We start from the raw sequence: 18,079 nt of genomic DNA on the forward strand, positions 1-18,079 counted from the left end.
GTAAGTAATCACTGAATTTATAGACAAGAATAAGATATAATTAATACCCAGTTAAAAATGATAAAAAAAACAATACTATTACTTTCCTTAATTTTAGTAAGCTGTAATTTTGAAACTCCTACACAATTTTCAGAAAAAGCATTAAGTGATACTGTAATTGCTTTAGATGACTCTTCCTCTTCTTTTAAAGAGGTAATAAATCAATATAAAGGAAAAAAAATTTTAATTGATGTTTGGGCTTCTTGGTGTGCAGATTGTATTAAAGGTTTGCCTAAGGTAAAGGAATTGCAAAAAGAATTTCCAGAGGTTGTGTTTCTGTTTTTATCTATTGATGAAAAGAAGGATTCTTGGAAAAGAGGTGTCCAGAGATTTAAAATTAATGGAGAACACTATAATTTACCAAAAGGAATGAACAATGGCGATTTTGTAGATTTCTTAAATTTAAATTGGATTCCTAGGTGTTTAGTGATTGATGAAAACGGAGGAATAACACTTTTTAAAGCCACAAAATCTTCAGATAAAAAGATTATAGAAGCCTTAAAAAAAGCTATATAAATCGTTTTAGTAACTATTTCTTTTTGAAGCGGTAATTTTCTTTTCCATTTCTTAAATTTACATCTTAATAGAAGTTTAAAAACCTACCTTTTCTATAAGGTATTAAAATCATAATTATGAGATCAAAAATAGTTGCGGGAAACTGGAAAATGAATAATGATAAGGAAGAAAGTAAAAAGTTGATTAAAGATTTAAAAAAATCAATTAAAGACGTATCATTAAAAAATACAAGAGTAATTGTTGCTCCAACTTTTGTAAATTTATCTTCTTCTGTAAAAGCAGCTAAAAATTCTAATATAGAAGTAGTTGCTCAAAATATGCATCAAGCTAAAAATGGTGCTTATACTGGTGAGATTTCTGCAGATATGTTAAAAGCAGTAGGTATTAAAACAGTTATTTTAGGGCATTCAGAAAGAAGAACTTATTTTAATGAAACGGATGCTTCTTTAGCTGAAAAAGTGGATGCTATTTTAGAAAATGATTTAGAAACTATTTTTTGTTTTGGAGAATTGTTAGAAGACAGAAAGTCTGATAATCATTTTGCTGTGGTAGAAAGCCAAATAGCAAATGCATTATTTCATTTAGAAGCAGCTGCTTGGAAAAGTATTATTTTAGCTTATGAACCGGTTTGGGCAATAGGAACTGGAGAAACTGCAAGTGCAGAACAAGCACAAGAAATGCATGGTTTTATTAGAAGTATTGTTGAGAAAAAATACAATAAAGAAGTGGCCGAGAATGTTTCTATTTTATACGGAGGAAGTGTAAAACCTGCAAATGCAGAAGAAATTTTTTCTAAGCCAGATGTTGATGGAGGTTTAATTGGTGGTGCTGCATTAAATGTAGCCGATTTTACAGGAATTATTAAAGCTATTTAAGCATCGTATTTAAAGATATTTACAATAAATTTGCATCGAGATTTTTTAATCTTGATGCATTTTTTTTTGATTTGATTCAACTTACATTGATATGGATAATATATATATAGAATACAATTTTACGGTTTCTCCAAAAGAACCAGGAACAGAAATTTTAATTGCAGAATTAGGAGCTGTTGGTTTTGAAAGTTTTGTAGAAACCGAAAGTGGTATTACTGCATACATTCAAAAAGAAGATTGGAAAAACACTATTTTAGATGAAATCTTTATTTTAAATTCTGATGAGTTTAGTATAGAATATAATCAAAATGAAGTTGAGCAAACAAACTGGAATGCAGAATGGGAAAAGAATTTCTCTCCTATTCAAGTTGATGATTTGGTTAGTATTCGTGCACCGTTTCATGAAAATCCAAATTTAAAGTTTGATATTGTAATAGAACCAAAAATGAGTTTTGGAACAGGTCATCATGAAACGACACACATGATGGTTCAGCACTTATTAAAACTAGATTTAGAAAATAAAAAGGTTTTAGATATGGGTTGTGGAACAGGGATTTTAGCAATTTTTGCTGAAATGAAAGGAGCAAATCCTACAGATGCTATAGATATTGATAATTGGTGTTATGAAAATTCATTAGAAAATGTAGAAAGAAATAACTGTAAAAATATTACTGTTTATGAAGGAGATTCATCCCTTTTAACCAATAAAAAATACGATGTTATTATAGCTAATATTAATAGAAATATTTTATTAATGGATATAAAAGTATATGCTAATTGTTTAAATGAAAATGGCGTACTTTTATTAAGTGGATTTTACAAAGACGATATTCCAACTATAGATACAGAAGTTTCTAAATACAGTTTAAAATTAGAAACGTATATTGAAAGAAATAATTGGGTAGCGTTAAAGTATAACAAAAAGTAAAAATATTTTTTTATTTTTATAGCATGAGCACAAAAGAAAAAATACAAGAAGACGTTGATGTTTTAGAGCAGGAAACGTTTCAACATGAAATAGTTTTACATAATGATGATGTAAATACATTTGACCATGTAATTGATGCTCTCATTAGTGTTTGTGAGCATACTCTTGAACAAGCAGAACAATGTGCCACTATAGTGCATTATAAAGGGAAATGCACCGTAAAATCTGGTGAATATAAATATTTAGAACCAAGATGTTCTAAGTTGTTACAACTAGGTTTATCCGCAGAATTAGTATAAATTATGGAAAATGTTTTTAAGTATTACGAGTTTTCAATTTTCTTTTTAGATACATCAGATACTTTTTCTGGAAACGAAATTTGCTTTACGGAATTAAATGAAACTCATTTTTTAATTTTTGAAAAGAAGAATTCTACTTATAATTTATTTGTTTCAAAATATCAATCTAAAAACGATATTGGTTTTAAACCACCAGAAATTTTAGAATTATTAGTAGAAGATTATAATAAAAGTATTCCTGCACATCGTATTGCTATAAAACAGTATTTAGATTAAATAGGGTTTTTGTTCATATGCTTTAAGTTACTTTTTATAGAAAAATGTTCTTATAACACTAAATAGTCTATAAATGCGTTTTTATATTGGTGTATAATAATACGAAGTCAAACCAATGTAATAGTTCTCTTTTTATAAACTATATGGAGATTTTATTTGGTTATCACTATATTTTAAAAGACACAATAAAAAAATACTTTCTACATTTATTTCTTATTATAATTCTTGTAATAAAGAAGGTGTTATTGTAGAACCTGTTCCTGTAGAAATGACTTTATCTTCTTTTTATCAGAATTTAATTCTACTATCACAGAAGATTTAGTAGTAACTTTTGACGGAGTTAATATCTTTTCAAGGTCTTTTGATTATCTGTTGCATGGTACTTTAATTAATCATGTAAATGTTCTGTATTAGATTTTAAAATCAATATTTAAAGTTCGTCTAAAGTGAAGTTTCTTCTATAAGACTTAAAGAAATACTTAAGTCATTAGTAAAATATTAAAGTTAGAGTATTCCCTTACATCGTCTAATTACTGAATAACACCTTAACTAAAGTGCAGTTCATCGAAAGTGTTTATAAAAAAACACTAATTTATTCTTTATTTGTAGTGACTTTTATGGCTATTAAAGACCTTAGGGATAGAAGCAACAAAAAATGGATGTAAAAAAAAATCTCATATTAATCGTAACGATTATAATGTTCATTAAAAGTGGTTTTGCACAGATAGTGCCACCACCTATGCCACCCCCGCCACCGCCAGGGTTACTTATAGATGGTTATACGGTTTTGTTATTCATAGTGGGATTAATATATGGAGTAAAAAAGATATATAAATAATATTTAAGATAGTAATAGTTAGTTTTTATACTAAGTTTGGTTAGGTGAAAAGTCCTTAAGCGATAGCTTGAGGACTTTTCTATTGGAGTTGATTCTAATAATAAAAAAGAACTCATCTTTACAAAAGATGAGTTCTTGTCACCATGCCGGGGTTCAAACCAGCAACCTCTTGAACCGTAATTAAGAAAATGCATTGAAACCCCATTAACTGGTTCTAATAGTGTATGTGTGATAACCTAATTAAACCACTACAGTATTAATATTTTATTTATTAATGGTTTTGATTATCATGTTCTATTTATGACTGTGTAGCCTTGTTATGACTATAATATTAAGTTTTAAAAACAAGTTAGATCTTACGGAAGAGGTACTATGTTGTTCACTAATCAATTTAAACAAAGCACCTCTCTTAAAAGAGGTGCTTTGTTTAATGGGTGTTGTATCTCTAAAAATTAGTTCTTTATGAACTTACGTGTTGTTTCTTTTTGTTGGTCAATAATTTTTACAATATAAACACCACTTTGTAATCCCTTCAAATCTAATTCACTTGAAGTTATTTCAGATAACACTAATTTACCTAACACATTGTAGATTGAAACTTTTGAAGGATTTGATAATCCTTGAATAAATAGTTTGCCTTTTACTGGGTTTGGATAAAAAGAAATAGCGAATGTATTATTTTCCTCTAAAGAAGCAGTTGCACAATCTTTACCATCATCTGTAATATTCCAATTATAATTAGCTATCAATTTTTGTCTTGCATCCTCTCCATTACAGTATGCAATACCCTTTGCACCAAAATAAACATATGTTTGAACAGATTGTTTAGTCCACCCAATTAGTATATTATCATAATTATCAGTTGATATTCCCGAATTATCAAACATATTTCTCATATCAGTAACATTATGCAAATTCCAAGAGCCAATATTTTGATTAAATGAGGATGCTCCATAAAACATATAGTTCATATAAAGAACAGCACTCACATCCCAAGAACCAATATCTTGATTAAATGAAGATGCTTCCCTAAACATGAAATACATATTAATAACACTACTCACATTCCAAGAATCAATATCTTGATTAAATGAGTATGCTTGATAAAACATACTATCCATTTCAGTAACATTCCTCACTTTCCAAGAACCAATATTTTGGTTAAATGATGTCGCTCCCCTAAACATAGTACTCATATCAGTAACAGCACTCACCTGCCAAGAACCAATATCTTGGTTAAATAATGTCGCTCCCTCAAACATAGAACTCATATCAGTAACAGCACTCACCTGCCAAGAGCTAATATCTTGATTAAATGACGTTGCTCCTCCAAACATAGCAGAGGTAGAGGTTACACTACCCACATCCCAAGAACCAATATCTTTATTAAATAATGATGCTCCATAAAACATAGCGCTCATGTCGGTAACAGCACTCACCTGCCAAGAGTTAATATCTTGATTAAATGACGTTGCTCCCCCAAACATAGCAGACGTAGAAGTTACATTACCCACATCCCAAGAACCAATATCTTGATTAAATAAAGATGCTCCATAAAACATAGCGCTCATATTAGTAACCTTCATCACGTCCCAAGTACTTAAATCCTGATCAAAAGAAGTTACAGCGAAAAACATTGCACTCATATCAGTCACTTTACTCACATTCCAAGAACCAATATCTTGATTAAATGAGGATGCTTGAAAAAACATACTGATCATATTAGTAACATTACTCACATCCCAAGAACCTATATTTTGATTAAAAGCAGTAGCAATAAAAAACATATAGTTCATCTCAGTCACTTTACTCACATTCCAAGAACCAATATCTTGATTAAATGAGGATGCACTTTGAAACATCTGGGTCATATCAGTAACACTGCTCACATCCCAAGAGCTAAGATCTCCATTAAAAGAGATTCTATCCTTAAAAGCTGCTTTCATATCAGTTACATTACTTACATCCCACTCTGGCATTGCTCCGTATTTACTATCATTACATAACCCATTTATAGGATTTGTAGATAAACAAGTATTTATAGCAACCCTAAAGTCAGCATCTTTTATTACAGATGCAGGTGCACAATCTTTACCGTCATCTGTAATATTCCAATTATAATTAGCTATCAATTTATCTCTTGCAACTTCTCCATTACAATATGGAATACCACTTGCACCAAATGTTACATTTTGCTGAACAGGTTGTTCAGCCCATCCAATTAGTATCTTATCATAATTTTCAGTAAATATTCTTGAACCATCAAACATAGCTCTCATATCAGTAACTTTACTCACATCCCAACTACTAATATCTTTATTAAAAGCAGCAGCATTAGTAAACATAAGAGACATAGAAGTTACATTACTCACAACCCAAGAACCAATATCTTGATTAAATAAAGATGCTCCATAAAACATTTTGTCCATATTAATAACACTACTTACGTTCCAAGAACTAATATCTTGATTAAATGAGGAGGCCCCATAAAATATATTTATCATATTTGTAACACTACTCACATCCCAAGAACCAATATTTTGATTAAATGAGGATGCTCCGTAAAACATATTGCTCATATCTGTTACATTACTTACATCCCAGGAGCCAATGTTTCCATTAAAATAGGTTTTAACAGCAAACGCATCTTCCATATGAGTTACAGAACTTACATCCCAGTCTGGGATTGGGCCGTATGCACTATTGCTACATATTCCATCTACTGGATTTGTAGATAAACAAGTATTTATAGCTTGTTGGAAGTTCTCATCGTTTATGGGAGTTTGTGCTTTTATTAAAAATGATGTGAATAAAATTAAAACTAGAATGGGGGTTCTCATAATTATTATTATTATTTTGATAAAAGTAATCAATTAAACGATTAATGAACTTTTTTTTAAAAATATGTAAAGTGTACTATTCTATTTTTGCCCTTATTATTTAGGATTTATTTAAATGCATGCGTTACCTTTATAGAATATAATTTATATTAAATTAAAAGAACCCCCACATTATGAAAAAACTATTACTTCTATTTGCGGTATGTATTACCGCAGTAAGTGCTGCCCAAAATAATTTTTGGGATCAAATTAATTCTGTAGACGACCTTCTTCCTTTGCAATTTCGCCGGACAATGCCTTCAGATTTTCAATTACATGACCTACAGTTAAGTGCAATTCAAGAGCACTTGTCTGCAACCCAAAATACATTAAAGACTACAGTTGAGTTAGATTTTCCTTTAGCAAACGGCACTACAGAAACCTTTCGTGTGAAAGAACATTCTGTTTTTCAAGATGGTTTGCAAGTAGCATACCCTAATTTAAGAGCTTATAAAGGGGTAAGTCTTAGTGATGCAAGTACTGTTATTCATTTTAGTATTTCTCCTCAGAAAGGACTAAGTGCAATGGTGTATTCTGGACGTTTTCCTACGTATTATATAGATTCTTATACTAAGAATAATGCGACCTACATAACTTATCAAAAAAATAGTCTTCCTAAATTTGAAGGTGAATTTGAATGCGAAGTCTTTGAACCCGAAGGTTACGTAGCTCCAGATTTATCAAATGTGTCGCAACAACGAAATGCTAATGATAAAATTTTGAGAACGTATAGATTAGCTTTAGCTTGTACAGGTGAGTATGCACAATACCACTTAGATCAAGCAGATATTCCAATTACAGACATTACTACTCCAGATTCAGAAAAAAAGGCAATTGTACTTGAAGCAATGATGCTTTCTATGGTGCGTGTAAATGGTGTCTATGAAAAAGATTTTGCAATACGCATGGTTATTATAGATAACAACGAACCAATCATGTATCTAAATGCTGTAACGGATCCACATGCTAATGAAGCAGGTTTAGCGTTATTAGAATCTAATCAATTGGATACGGATGATAAAATTGGTTCTGAAAATTACGATGTAGGACACATATATAGCACTGGTGGTGGAGGTGTTGCTACTTTGGGAGTACCTTGTAGAGGCGGAAGTAAAGCGAGAGGCGTTACAGGTTTATTTGAGCCAATTGGAGATTCTTATTGGATTGATTTTGTTGCCCATGAAATGGGGCACCAATTTGGAGGGAACCATACATTTAACAACAGTTGTGATTTGAACAGAAATGACGCAACTGCAATGGAGCCTGGAAGTGGCTCTACAATAATGGCGTATGCAGGAATTTGCAGTCCTAATGTTCAGAATAATAGTGATGACCATTTTCATGCAATAAGTATTCAAGAAATATGGGCATATATAAATACACAAGACTGCGAAGAGAAAACAGCTACAGGTAACGAGGCTCCAATTGTAAAAGCACCTAAAGATTTTACAACGCCTGCGTCTACACCATTTCGTTTAGATGCCATTGGTATTGATTTTGATTCAGCTCCAAGTGCGCTAACCTATAACTGGGAACAAATTGACGAAGAAATTGGAACGATGCCTCCAGTACCTACAAATGAATTTGGACCAATGTTTAGATCTAACTCTTCAATTTCATCTCCAACTCGTTTTATGCCAGATATACCAACTGTTTTAGCGGGTCTTTCAGCAAATGAATGGGAAGTTGTTCCTTCTGTGAACAGAACCATGGAATTTAGAGTAACGCTGCGTGACAATGAACTTAATGGAGCTGCAACGGCATCAGATGATGTTATTGTAACCATAGATGATGCTTCGGGTCCTTTTATAATTACATCGCAAAATACGGAAACAACTTGGGAGCCTAATTCGACGCACACGGTAACTTGGGATGTGGCAAATACAGACATAGCGCCTATTAATACAAGTAATGTAAATGTGCTATTTTCTAATGATGGTGGGCAAACGTTTCCTGTAACATTGGTATCTAATGTAGCAAATAATGGTGCTGTAGAGATTACAGTTCCTTCGGAATTAACCAGTACAGGTCGTGTAAAAGTGGTGCCAGTGGGTAATTATTACTATGATATTAATGATGCTGATATTAGTATTAAAGGTGTTTTAGAAGTAGCGGAAAGCATTGCTTTTAGCGATTTATCTTTACATCCAAATCCTACAAATGGCATAGTTACTCTTAACTTTATACCAAAATCTCAAGAGAAAATTAAGATTTCTTTATTTGATGTAAGCGGAAGACAAATTGAAAATAAATTATTTGAAAATAAAGGAAGCTTTAATGCGCAATTAAATTATAGTCATCTAACTAGTGGTGTGTATTTTGTGAAGGTTTCTATTGGAAAAGAAAGTAGTACTATGAAGATATTGATACAGTAATTACTAATTACCTTAGATTATAAAAGCGAAGTCATTCATATGGCTTCGTTTTTTTTGTTTCAAAATAATTAGAACTTGCGTTATAAAAGGAGTATAAACTTAAAGTATTCAATATTTTTAGTGTCAATTGGATGTATTCATGTAATTCAAAAGCACTTTTTTATTAGTTAGATTGGTATTTTTATGCATAGTTTTAGTAATCAATTAAGCCGATAAGAAACGTTTTTGAAAAATGTGTGAGGTGCATTGATCTATTTTTGTCATTTTAGTTAGGATGTATGTAGATACATACGCTACCTTTCAAAATAATATTTTTTATTAAATTAAAATAACCCCCACATTATGAAAAAACTATTACTTCTATTTGCGGTATGTATTACTGCAGTAAGTGCCGCCCAGAATAACTTTTGGGAACAAAATAAATCTTTAAATCGCCGTGCTTCTTTACAATTTCGTCGCACAATGCCTTCTGATTTTCAATTACATAATCTACAGTTAAATGCAATTCAAGCGCATTTATCTGCAACCCAAAGTGCATTAAATACTACCGTTGAGTTGGATTTTCCGCTAGCAGACGGTACTACAGAAACTTTTCGTGTGAAAGAACATTCTGTTTTTCAGGACGGTTTACAAGCAGCGCATCCTAATTTAAGAGCGTATAAAGGGGTAAGTTTAAGTGATGCAAGTACTGTTATTCATTTTAGTATTTCTCCTCAGAAAGGACTAAGTGCAATGGTTTCCTCTGGGCGTTTTCCTACGTACTATATAGATTCTTACACTAAGAATAATGGAACTTATATAGCTTATCAAAAAAATAGTCTATCAGGAATTGAGAGTGAATTTGAATGCGAAGTCTTTGAACCCGAAGGTTACGTAGCGCCAGATTTAACAAATGTATCGCAACAGCGAAATGCTGACGATAGTGTGTTAAGAACCTATAGGCTTGCTTTAGCTTGTACATCTGAGTATGCACAATACCACTTAGATCAAGCAGATATTCCAATTACAGACATCTTAACTCCAGATTCAGAAAAAAAGGCAATTGTACTTGAAGAAATGATGATTTCTATGGTGCGTGTAAATGGGGTGTATGAAAGAGATTTTGCAATACGTATGGTAATTGTTGATAATAATGAAGCTATTATTTTTCTTAATGGAACAACAGATCCTTATGATGATGATGACGGAACTTCTATGCTTGCCGTAAACCAAGGAGTTTGTGACGGAGCTATTGGTCCTATAAATTATGATATTGGTCACGTTTACAGCACCGGTGGTGGTGGTGTTGCCTTTTTAGGTGTTCCTTGTAGTGTGCGAAAAGCAGGTGGCGTTACAGGTTCATCCGTGCCAACTACGGATACTTTTTGGATAGACTATGTAGCTCACGAAATGGGGCATCAATTTGGCGCAAACCATACTCAAAATAATAGTTGTAACCGTGTTAGTTCAACTTCTATGGAGCCCGGAAGTGCATCTACAATAATGGGGTATGCAGGAATTTGTAGTCCTAATGTTCAAACTAATAGTGATGACCATTTTCATGCGATAAGTATTCAGGAAATTTGGGCATATGTTAACACAGTAAGCTGTGAAGAGCAAACAGATACAGGTAACCAGCCTCCAACTGTAATTGCACCTGAAGATTTTACAACCCCTGCGTCTACACCATTTCGTTTAGATGCCATTGGTAATGATGTTGATTCAGATCCAAATGCGCTAACCTATAACTGGGAACAAATTGACGAAGAAGTTGGAGTAATGCCTCCATTACCTACAAATGAAGTTGGACCCATGTTTAGATCTAACTCTTCAATTTCATCTCCAACTCGTTTTATGCCAGATATGCTAACTGTTTTGGCGGGGCTTTCAGCAAATGAATGGGAAGTTGTTCCTTCTGTGAACAGAACGATGGAGTTTAGAGTAACACTGCGTGATAATGAACTCAATGGAGGTGCATCTGCATCAGATGATGTTATTGTAACCATAGACGATACTTCGGGCCCTTTTATAATTACGTCGCAAAACACAGCAACAGTCTGGGAACCTAATTCGGTTCAAACGGTAACTTGGGATGTGGCAAATACAGACATAGCGCCTATGAATACAAGTAATGTAAATTTGCTATTTTCTAATGACAGTGGTCAAACGTTTCCTGTAACATTGGCTTCTAATGTAGCAAATAATGGTACTGTAGAGATTACAGTTCCTTCTACGTCTACTAATACAGGTCGTGTAAAAGTGGTACCAGTGGGTAATTATTACTATGATGTTAATGATGCTGATATTAGTATTGAAGGTGTTTTACAAGTAGCGGAAAGCATTGCTTTTAGCGATTTATCTTTACATCCTAATCCTACAAATGGCATAGTTACTCTTAACTTTACACCAAAATCTCAAGAGAAAATTAAGATTTCTTTATTTGATGTAAGCGGAAGACAAATTGAAAATAAATTATTTGAAAATAAAGGAAGCTTTAATGCGCAATTAAATTATAGTCATATAACTAGTGGTGTCTATTTTGTAAAGATTTCTATTGGAAAAGAAAGTAATACGATGAAGATACTGATACAGTAATTACCAATTACCTTATATTATAAAAGCGAAGTCATTCATATGGCTTCGTTTTTTTTTGTGATAAAAAAATATAATTTGCTAAGAACTTAAATTATTCATAATAAAAAGTGCTCAAATTACTAAAGGTTTCCAAATGTAAATCTTAAAGAGAAAGTCTTAGTTATTTAGTAATCTACTTTAGAATAATCATTTATTTTTTGAAATATAGGCCTCAATCTATTTAAATGAAATAACTGCCATTTTTATTTTAGATAGAGTATACTTAGAGTCAATTTACATAGAATAAGTTTGTATTATATTTAAATATAAAGGGATTTTTGAAAGACTTAGAATGAAGTGGTTTTTGTATTTCGTTGACTAGTGCTTTATTATTAAAAAACCTCAACAAATTGATTAACAATTAGTTGAGGTTTTTTAATTTGTGGAGACGCCGAGAATCGAACTCGGGTCCAAACAAGCAGCCAAAAAGCTTTCTACATACTTAGTTCTTTCTTAATTTTCGACTAAAAGTTGGTTAAGAACAACCTGATTTTAGCTTATCTTCTTTAGTTTCAAAAACTTGCCAAAGCTTCAAGTTTTCTATATTTACTTTTACGATATCCAAAAGTGAAACGCCGTAAATCAGGGCTGTTCGTGGACATAAAGCTTGCACACCTAGTGTGCCGAGGCCAATCCTACTGTGATTCGGATTAAGCAGCTAAAGCGTAGTTATCTTCGCCGTTTAAAAAGTTGAAATTAGGTTTTACGAGTGTTATTTCATAACTCGGTATGCTTACAAATTCACTGTCCTTGCTGTCAAAACCAGTCGTCCCCTTAATAAAAATAGTAAAATTTATTTTACTTAATTGATTTAATCCTGAACTGGTTTCAGGAACTCATCAAATTTTCATTATTAATGTCAAAGAAACATTTCCATATTAGAAATGTGGTTTGCAAAAGTATAAAAAATACAGTTGTTTATCATTATAAAATCTAATATCTTCGAGCAAATATTATACCACTTATACTGAACGCGTTTCAGTATCTTTTAAAACAATAAGAATATGAAGTTTGGCATTATAAAAGAACGTAAAAACCCACCCGATCGAAGAGTTGTTTTTTCACCAGAAAAACTAAAGGAATTTAAAGAAAAATTTTCTGATGCTACCTTAAAAGTTGAGTCTTCTGATATTAGAGTTTTTACAGACAAACAATATCTAGCTGCTGGTTTAGAAGTAACTAAAAACATGGTAGACTGTGATGTCTTGTTTGGTGTAAAAGAGGTGCCAATTGACGCTTTAATTCCTAATAAAAAATATTTCTTTTTTAGTCATACTATAAAAAAACAGCCCTATAATAGAAAATTATTGCTTGCTATTTTAGAAAAAAATATCGAGTTATTTGACCACGAAACGATCATCAAAGAAAGCGGAGCAAGACTTATTGGTTTTGGACGTTATGCAGGAATTGTTGGTGCTTATAATGGTTTTAGAGCAATTGGTTTAAAAAATCAGACTTTTAATTTGCCAAAAGCAGCAACTTTAGACAGTCAACAAGAATTAATTGCTGAATTAAATAAAATCGAGTTACCAAATTTAAAAATCCTTTTAACAGGAAGTGGTAAAGTTGCTTATGGATCTAAAGAAATGCTAGATGCTATGGGTATAAAACAAGTTGCTGTAGAAGAGTACTTATCTACTACTTTTAACGAGCCTGTATATTGTTTAGCAGATGTGTTAGCTTATAACAAGCGTAAAGACGGACAAGTTATAGGTAATTTTGATTTTTATAAGCATCCAGAAAATTATGAATCTAACTTTTTGCGTTTTTCAGAAGTAACAGATTTCTTTATAGCGGGTCATTTTTATGGCAATGGAGCGCCCTATTTGTATACAAGAGAAGATGCTAAATCTACGAACTTCAATATTAAATTTGTAGCAGATATTTCTTGTGATGTAGATGGTCCAGTTGCCTCTACTTTAAGAGCTTCTACAATTGCAGATCCAATTTATGGTTATAATCCAATAACAGAATCTGAAGTTAATTATAAAGATGAAAACGCTATTGTTGTAATGGCTGTAGATAATTTACCTTGTGAATTACCTAAAGATGCGAGTGAAGGTTTTGGCGAGATGTTTTTAGAAAACGTAATTCCTGCTTTTTTTAATAATGATAAAGATGGAGTGTTAGCACGCGCAAAAATGACAGAAAACGGAAAATTGACAGCACGTTTTTCTTATTTACAAGATTATGTTGATGGAAAAGAATAAATGACAGATAATCAACAATTTCTCATCGATTTAGCAAAAATGAGAATGCCTTTTGGCAAATACAAAGGTAGATTTCTTATTGATTTACCAGAGCATTATATTGTTTGGTATAAAAACAAAGGTTTCCCTAACGGAAAATTAGGAAAACAAATGGAGTTGGTTTATGAACTTCAATTAAATGGTTTAGAAGATCTTATTAGAAAAATTAGGGTGTAATTTCTAATCAATCTTTTTTTATTTAAGACTGATTAATAAATCTAAAGAAAGGTTTGAAGTTGTATTTGTAGTATTTTAAATTATTTCATTTCAAAAAAAATAAAAAATAGAGCAATCAAAAAATATTACTATGGTGTTAAAATATGTTTATTTTAGTCTAGCTATTTTAGGTGTTTTTCTATTCTTTTTTCTTTTAAAAAAGTTTTTTAAATGGTTTCAATCTAAAGTTGATAAACTAGATAGAAATGTGCTTTTTAGGAATGAAGAAATTTTACGTTTTTTTAAATTTATTACACCTAGAAGAGAAAAACACATTTTAAAGTTTGTTGTTAAGTCTATTAGAATTGGTGTTAGTGTTTTTTTTCTAATAGTTTATTTACCTTTTGTTTTTAGTTTTATTCCAGAAACAGAAGAATTTGCAAAAAAAGTTTTTGAGTATGTTATGAAGCCTGTTAACTTTTTAGTTAACGGAATTCTAAACTTTATACCTAACTTATTTTTCATTGTGGTTATCTTTTTTATCACCAAGTATTTATTAAAATTTTTAAAATATTTAACAGGCGAATTAGAAAGAGAAGCAGTAACATTAGATGGGTTTTATGCAGATTGGGCAAAACCAACATTTAATTTAGTTAGAGTTGTAATTATTGCTTTTGCTGTAATTATCTGTTTTCCATATATTCCAGGATCAGACTCTGATGCTTTTAAAGGAGTTTCAATCTTTTTTGGAGTGCTATTTTCATTAGGTTCAACAGCAGCAATTTCAAATATTGTTGCAGGAGTTGTAATAACATACATGAGACCTTTTAAAGTTGGTGATAGAGTAGAGATTGGAGAAACTATAGGAGATGTTACAGAAAGAAGTTTATTAGTTACAAGAATTAAAACAATTAAAAATATTGATGTTACGATCCCAAACTCATCAATTTTAGGAAATCATATTATTAATTTCAGTAAAAATGCAGCAGAAGATGTTGGTATTATTTTACATACTTCTGTAACTATTGGTTATGATGTACCAAGTGGAGAAGTAATACAAGCTTTGGTTAAAGGTGCTAAAAATACTCAAATGATTTTAGAAAAACCAGCACCTTTTGTTTTAGTGAAAAGTTTAGATGATTTTTATATTAATTATGAGGTAAACTGTCACACTAAAAACCCTGAAAAAGGAGCTTTAATTTATTCTTATTTACACGAAAGCATTAAAAACGAGTTGCATAATGCAGGTATAGAAATATTGTCTCCACATTATAATGCTATTAGAGATGGAAATGTTTTAACGGTTCCACCAGAAAATGTGCCAAAAGGATATGTAAAACCAGGATTTAAGATTGGTGATTAGTTTTTTCAAGAATTAAGATTGATATAATTCCCAAAGTATAAGCAACTAAATCTCTAAAACTAAAAGAAGTTCCTAAAATTATTTTTAAAACTTTTGAATACTCTTCTGGAAAATTATTTTGCAGATTTGATAACTGAAGAAATTCAATAATAAATGAAATTATAAATGTTATTAATAATGCTTTTTCAACAGAAATATTAAAAACACTTTTTATTAAAGAATAAACAAACATTACTGCTAAATAATCTCCAACAGTATGTCTTATAAATCCAGTTGTATATTTTGCAATTATTACTTCAATAAGAAATAAAACTACAAAGATTACAAAGTATTTTTTACTGAATTTCATATTTACAAATGTTCAGAAAACTTTATTCTCTTAACACAACACCATAAGTAATGTGTGCAATTCCTAAAATAGAAAGAGATGAATACCAATAACTAGGTATTATAAAGCAATAGCAAGCTAATAGGATACAAATTCCAGATATAATTAGTAAATTTTTACGTTCGTTATTCTTGAAAATAAATAAGAAAACTCCATACAGAACTAGAAAAATGGGAGTTATGTAATTAAATAAATCTAGAATAAATAACGTTAATAAGACAATAGAAATGATTGAAATTCCTGTCACATACTTTTTAGAAGCTAATTTAGTATCCTCATTCCATAGGTTATAATTTAATTTTTCGGCAGTTTTCTTTACTTTAAAATAGATTGTTAATGTAGCACTAACTAGAATTGCAAGAAGAACTAAGATGATTAAAAATTGAATGCTTTTAGGTGATAATTTTTCAAGAGTTGTATTAGTATCTAAAAGATATTTTATAGCATACGTTCCTGCTAAAAAAGAACCTCCAATAAGAATACTAGTAATTCCTTTCAATATGAAGTTTATAGAAAAAGTATTTTGTGTCTTTAAATTTTTGCTCATAATTATATAACTTACGCAAATATAATATAATTAATGAAGCCTGTTGAAGCATATATTTTAAATCAATTTCATTGCATCTTTAGATCTTAATTGTAGAACGTTTTCCTGATGTTCATTTACAATTTAAATGGAAAATTCCTTTTTAATATTTAGAAGAGAAACCGTTTTTTAACTTAAATTCTTCAAATAAAAAAAGTTATGTTGATGTTATTTTTTTGGTTTCTGCACATTTAATAAAATACCAAGAGTTTTTAATTTCTGAAAACAAAATAGTAGTATAATCTCTAAGGCATACTAATATAGATCAAATAAATGAAGAAGTATTATTAACAGTTTCTAAGAAGTACATCAACTTAAAGACAAATGGTTTTACAAAATGAAATAGGTTTTTATGCATATTAGTTCTGAAGGATAAAAAAATAAATGATACTTTTGGTTTTTAATGTTTCTTATTCAAGCTTTCATGTAAATTATTTATGATTAATAAATTAGAAGATTTTGAAATTAAAAATGCGAGTATTACTTGTTTAATATTAAGTCCTAGTATTATTATATACTCTTTATTAATCTTTAAATTAAACCCAAACGCAATTGAAATTAATTGGTTAAGAGAGGTAATGTCAATCTTGTTCTTAATTGTTGGGTTGTTACCATTTACTAAAAATAAAAGTGTAATTAATAATTATGGATGGTATACATTTGGTATGTTGTTTATATTTTCTCACTACTTAATTTATACAACGTACCTTAATGATTTTAGTTTAGATTATTTACTAGGTACATATGTTACTGTTTTTGGGTCTATTTTATTATTTAAAGATAGATTTCATATTCTTCTTTTTAATGCGTCATGCCTGGTCGATATTTTTTTTAGAGTATCTGCAACAGAGTTTATTGGTTATGACGGTTATGCGATTCTTATTTCTATGACAACCATTTTTATTTTCTCTTTTATAATTTTAAATCATTCTATGAGATATAAAAAAGCACTTAAAAAAAGTAATTTAGAGTTAGAAGAAAAAGTTAAAATCAGAACAAGAGATTTAGAAGAAAAAACAGAAGTACTTTTAAAAAAGAATGAAGAGTTAGAAGAATATGCTTATGTGATTTCTCATGATTTAAAGAGTCCAATAAGAAATATTTACACAGTTACTCATTTGTTATTAGTTGATTATGGTGAGGTTTTTGAAGAGGATGTTGTTTCTAATTTAAATTTGATAAAAGATTTAACCAACCATATGGAACTATTAGTAAATGGAATTTTAGATTATTCTTTAAATGGTAAAATTGGTTTAGAAAATGAGATAATTAATTTAAATGAAATGTTGATTAATATTTCAAAATCTAATTCAGATCCTAAAAGTAAAGTCATTTTAAAGAATGTTTTTCCAATAATTGAAGGTGTGAAATTTCAGGTATTACAAGTGTTTCAAAATTTAATTCAAAATGCATTTAAGTATAACAATGAAGAAACTAAAAAGGTATATATAGATTATAAATTAGAGGGTGATTTTTATTTATTTTCTATAGAAGATAATGGAATTGGAATAGAAGAAAAGTATTTTGATAAGATTTTTAAATTATTTAAGAGGTTAGAATTAAGTGATGAAAAAGAATCTATAGGTCTTGGTTTATCTCTAGTTAAAAAAATAATAAACACAATGGGAGGTGATGTTTGGCTTACAAGTGAATTAAATATTGGTACTACTTTTTATTTTACAATTCCAAAACAATAAAC

Annotated in this window: 15 protein-coding genes and 1 other RNA gene; 12 read left to right on the forward strand and 4 right to left on the reverse strand. The window is 30.3% G+C overall.

Features of this window, described 5'->3' with window-relative positions; translation table 11 throughout:
* Positions 1-57: 57 nt before the first annotated feature.
* The 6 genes from BTO04_RS13455 (at position 58) to BTO04_RS15785 (ending at position 3,771) form a co-directional block, all read left to right on the forward strand.
* Positions 58-555 (forward strand): TlpA disulfide reductase family protein, encoded by a 498-nt coding sequence (locus BTO04_RS13455; protein WP_087564991.1) that lies wholly within the window; start codon positions 58-60, stop codon positions 553-555.
* A gap of 116 nt (positions 556-671) precedes the next feature.
* Entirely contained in the window at positions 672-1,430 is a 759-nt protein-coding gene (gene tpiA, locus BTO04_RS13460) for a triose-phosphate isomerase (RefSeq protein WP_087564992.1), read from the forward strand.
* Between the two features lie 91 nt (positions 1,431-1,521).
* The gene (gene prmA / locus BTO04_RS13465) at positions 1,522-2,358 is read left to right on the forward strand and encodes a 50S ribosomal protein L11 methyltransferase (RefSeq protein WP_087564993.1); all 837 of its coding nucleotides are present in this window, start codon (positions 1,522-1,524) and stop codon (positions 2,356-2,358) included.
* Between the two features lie 23 nt (positions 2,359-2,381).
* Positions 2,382-2,657 carry an ATP-dependent Clp protease adaptor ClpS gene (locus BTO04_RS13470; RefSeq protein ID WP_087564994.1) on the forward strand — a complete coding sequence of 92 codons (276 nt, stop codon included), beginning with the start codon at positions 2,382-2,384 and terminating at the stop codon, positions 2,655-2,657.
* Between the two features lie 3 nt (positions 2,658-2,660).
* Positions 2,661-2,933 (forward strand): hypothetical protein, encoded by a 273-nt coding sequence (locus BTO04_RS13475; RefSeq protein ID WP_087564995.1) that lies wholly within the window; start codon positions 2,661-2,663, stop codon positions 2,931-2,933.
* A gap of 739 nt (positions 2,934-3,672) precedes the next feature.
* The gene (locus BTO04_RS15785; protein ID WP_368356383.1) at positions 3,673-3,771 is read left to right on the forward strand and encodes a PID-CTERM protein-sorting domain-containing protein; all 99 of its coding nucleotides are present in this window, start codon (positions 3,673-3,675) and stop codon (positions 3,769-3,771) included.
* A gap of 452 nt (positions 3,772-4,223) precedes the next feature.
* Here BTO04_RS15785 and BTO04_RS13485 read toward each other — a convergent pair whose 3' ends face one another.
* Positions 4,224-6,611, reverse strand: coding sequence for a BspA family leucine-rich repeat surface protein (locus BTO04_RS13485; RefSeq protein WP_087564997.1), 2,388 nt, complete (start codon positions 6,609-6,611; stop codon positions 4,224-4,226).
* A 173-nt stretch (positions 6,612-6,784) separates the two neighbouring features.
* Between BTO04_RS13485 and BTO04_RS13490 the strand changes: the two genes are divergently transcribed.
* Both BTO04_RS13490 and BTO04_RS13495 read left to right on the forward strand, forming a co-directional pair.
* Entirely contained in the window at positions 6,785-9,025 is a 2,241-nt protein-coding gene (locus tag BTO04_RS13490) for a zinc-dependent metalloprotease (protein WP_087564998.1), read from the forward strand.
* A 342-nt stretch (positions 9,026-9,367) separates the two neighbouring features.
* Positions 9,368-11,599, forward strand: coding sequence for a reprolysin-like metallopeptidase (locus BTO04_RS13495; RefSeq protein WP_087564999.1), 2,232 nt, complete (start codon positions 9,368-9,370; stop codon positions 11,597-11,599).
* Between the two features lie 419 nt (positions 11,600-12,018).
* On the opposite strand, the gene ssrA is transcribed toward BTO04_RS13495, so the two are convergent.
* Positions 12,019-12,412: a transfer-messenger RNA gene (gene ssrA / locus BTO04_RS13500) on the reverse strand.
* 230 nt (positions 12,413-12,642) lie between these two features.
* Between ssrA and BTO04_RS13505 the strand changes: the two genes are divergently transcribed.
* From BTO04_RS13505 to BTO04_RS13515, 3 genes are all read left to right on the forward strand, one after another.
* On the forward strand, positions 12,643-13,848 hold the full coding sequence (locus BTO04_RS13505) for an NAD(P)-dependent oxidoreductase (RefSeq protein WP_087565000.1): 1,206 nt from the start codon (positions 12,643-12,645) through the stop codon (positions 13,846-13,848).
* Positions 13,849-14,064 carry a DUF3820 family protein gene (locus BTO04_RS13510; RefSeq protein ID WP_087565001.1) on the forward strand — a complete coding sequence of 72 codons (216 nt, stop codon included), beginning with the start codon at positions 13,849-13,851 and terminating at the stop codon, positions 14,062-14,064. It begins immediately after the preceding gene.
* A 130-nt stretch (positions 14,065-14,194) separates the two neighbouring features.
* Positions 14,195-15,406: a mechanosensitive ion channel family protein gene (locus tag BTO04_RS13515; protein WP_087565002.1), complete on the forward strand. Its 1,212-nt coding sequence runs from the start codon at positions 14,195-14,197 to the stop codon at positions 15,404-15,406.
* Here the strand turns inward: BTO04_RS13515 and BTO04_RS13520 are convergent.
* Both BTO04_RS13520 and BTO04_RS13525 read right to left on the reverse strand, forming a co-directional pair.
* Positions 15,390-15,755, reverse strand: coding sequence for a DUF2809 domain-containing protein (locus BTO04_RS13520; RefSeq protein WP_087565003.1), 366 nt, complete (start codon positions 15,753-15,755; stop codon positions 15,390-15,392). The two genes, BTO04_RS13515 and BTO04_RS13520, sit on opposite strands and share 17 nt — an antisense overlap.
* 22 nt (positions 15,756-15,777) lie before the next feature.
* Entirely contained in the window at positions 15,778-16,341 is a 564-nt protein-coding gene (locus BTO04_RS13525) for a hypothetical protein (protein WP_087565004.1), read from the reverse strand.
* A gap of 476 nt (positions 16,342-16,817) precedes the next feature.
* Between BTO04_RS13525 and BTO04_RS13530 the strand changes: the two genes are divergently transcribed.
* Positions 16,818-18,077: an ATP-binding protein gene (locus BTO04_RS13530; protein ID WP_087565005.1), complete on the forward strand. Its 1,260-nt coding sequence runs from the start codon at positions 16,818-16,820 to the stop codon at positions 18,075-18,077.
* Positions 18,078-18,079: the final 2 nt, after the last annotated feature.

Origin of the sequence: Polaribacter sp. SA4-10 (genome assembly GCF_002163835.1) — a bacterium.
Classification (GTDB): domain Bacteria; phylum Bacteroidota; class Bacteroidia; order Flavobacteriales; family Flavobacteriaceae; genus Polaribacter.

Bases quoted from the DNA above. Each gene is read 5' to 3' on its own strand.
- BTO04_RS13510 (WP_087565001.1), top strand. From the start codon at position 13,849: ATGACAGATAATCAACAATTTCTCATCGATTTAGCAAAAATGAGAATG.
- BTO04_RS13455 (WP_087564991.1), top strand. From the start codon at position 58: ATGATAAAAAAAACAATACTATTACTTTCCTTAATTTTAGTAAGCTGT.
- BTO04_RS13485 (WP_087564997.1), bottom strand. From the start codon at position 6,611: ATGAGAACCCCCATTCTAGTTTTAATTTTATTCACATCATTTTTAATA.
- BTO04_RS13525 (WP_087565004.1), bottom strand. From the start codon at position 16,341: ATGAGCAAAAATTTAAAGACACAAAATACTTTTTCTATAAACTTCATA.
- BTO04_RS15785 (WP_368356383.1), top strand. From the start codon at position 3,673: ATGCCACCCCCGCCACCGCCAGGGTTACTTATAGATGGTTATACGGTT.
- BTO04_RS13520 (WP_087565003.1), bottom strand. From the start codon at position 15,755: ATGAAATTCAGTAAAAAATACTTTGTAATCTTTGTAGTTTTATTTCTT.
- BTO04_RS13530 (WP_087565005.1), top strand. From the start codon at position 16,818: ATGATTAATAAATTAGAAGATTTTGAAATTAAAAATGCGAGTATTACT.
- BTO04_RS13505 (WP_087565000.1), top strand. From the start codon at position 12,643: ATGAAGTTTGGCATTATAAAAGAACGTAAAAACCCACCCGATCGAAGA.
- prmA (WP_087564993.1), top strand. From the start codon at position 1,522: ATGGATAATATATATATAGAATACAATTTTACGGTTTCTCCAAAAGAA.
- BTO04_RS13470 (WP_087564994.1), top strand. From the start codon at position 2,382: ATGAGCACAAAAGAAAAAATACAAGAAGACGTTGATGTTTTAGAGCAG.
- tpiA (WP_087564992.1), top strand. From the start codon at position 672: ATGAGATCAAAAATAGTTGCGGGAAACTGGAAAATGAATAATGATAAG.
- BTO04_RS13490 (WP_087564998.1), top strand. From the start codon at position 6,785: ATGAAAAAACTATTACTTCTATTTGCGGTATGTATTACCGCAGTAAGT.
- BTO04_RS13515 (WP_087565002.1), top strand. From the start codon at position 14,195: ATGGTGTTAAAATATGTTTATTTTAGTCTAGCTATTTTAGGTGTTTTT.
- BTO04_RS13495 (WP_087564999.1), top strand. From the start codon at position 9,368: ATGAAAAAACTATTACTTCTATTTGCGGTATGTATTACTGCAGTAAGT.
- BTO04_RS13475 (WP_087564995.1), top strand. From the start codon at position 2,661: ATGGAAAATGTTTTTAAGTATTACGAGTTTTCAATTTTCTTTTTAGAT.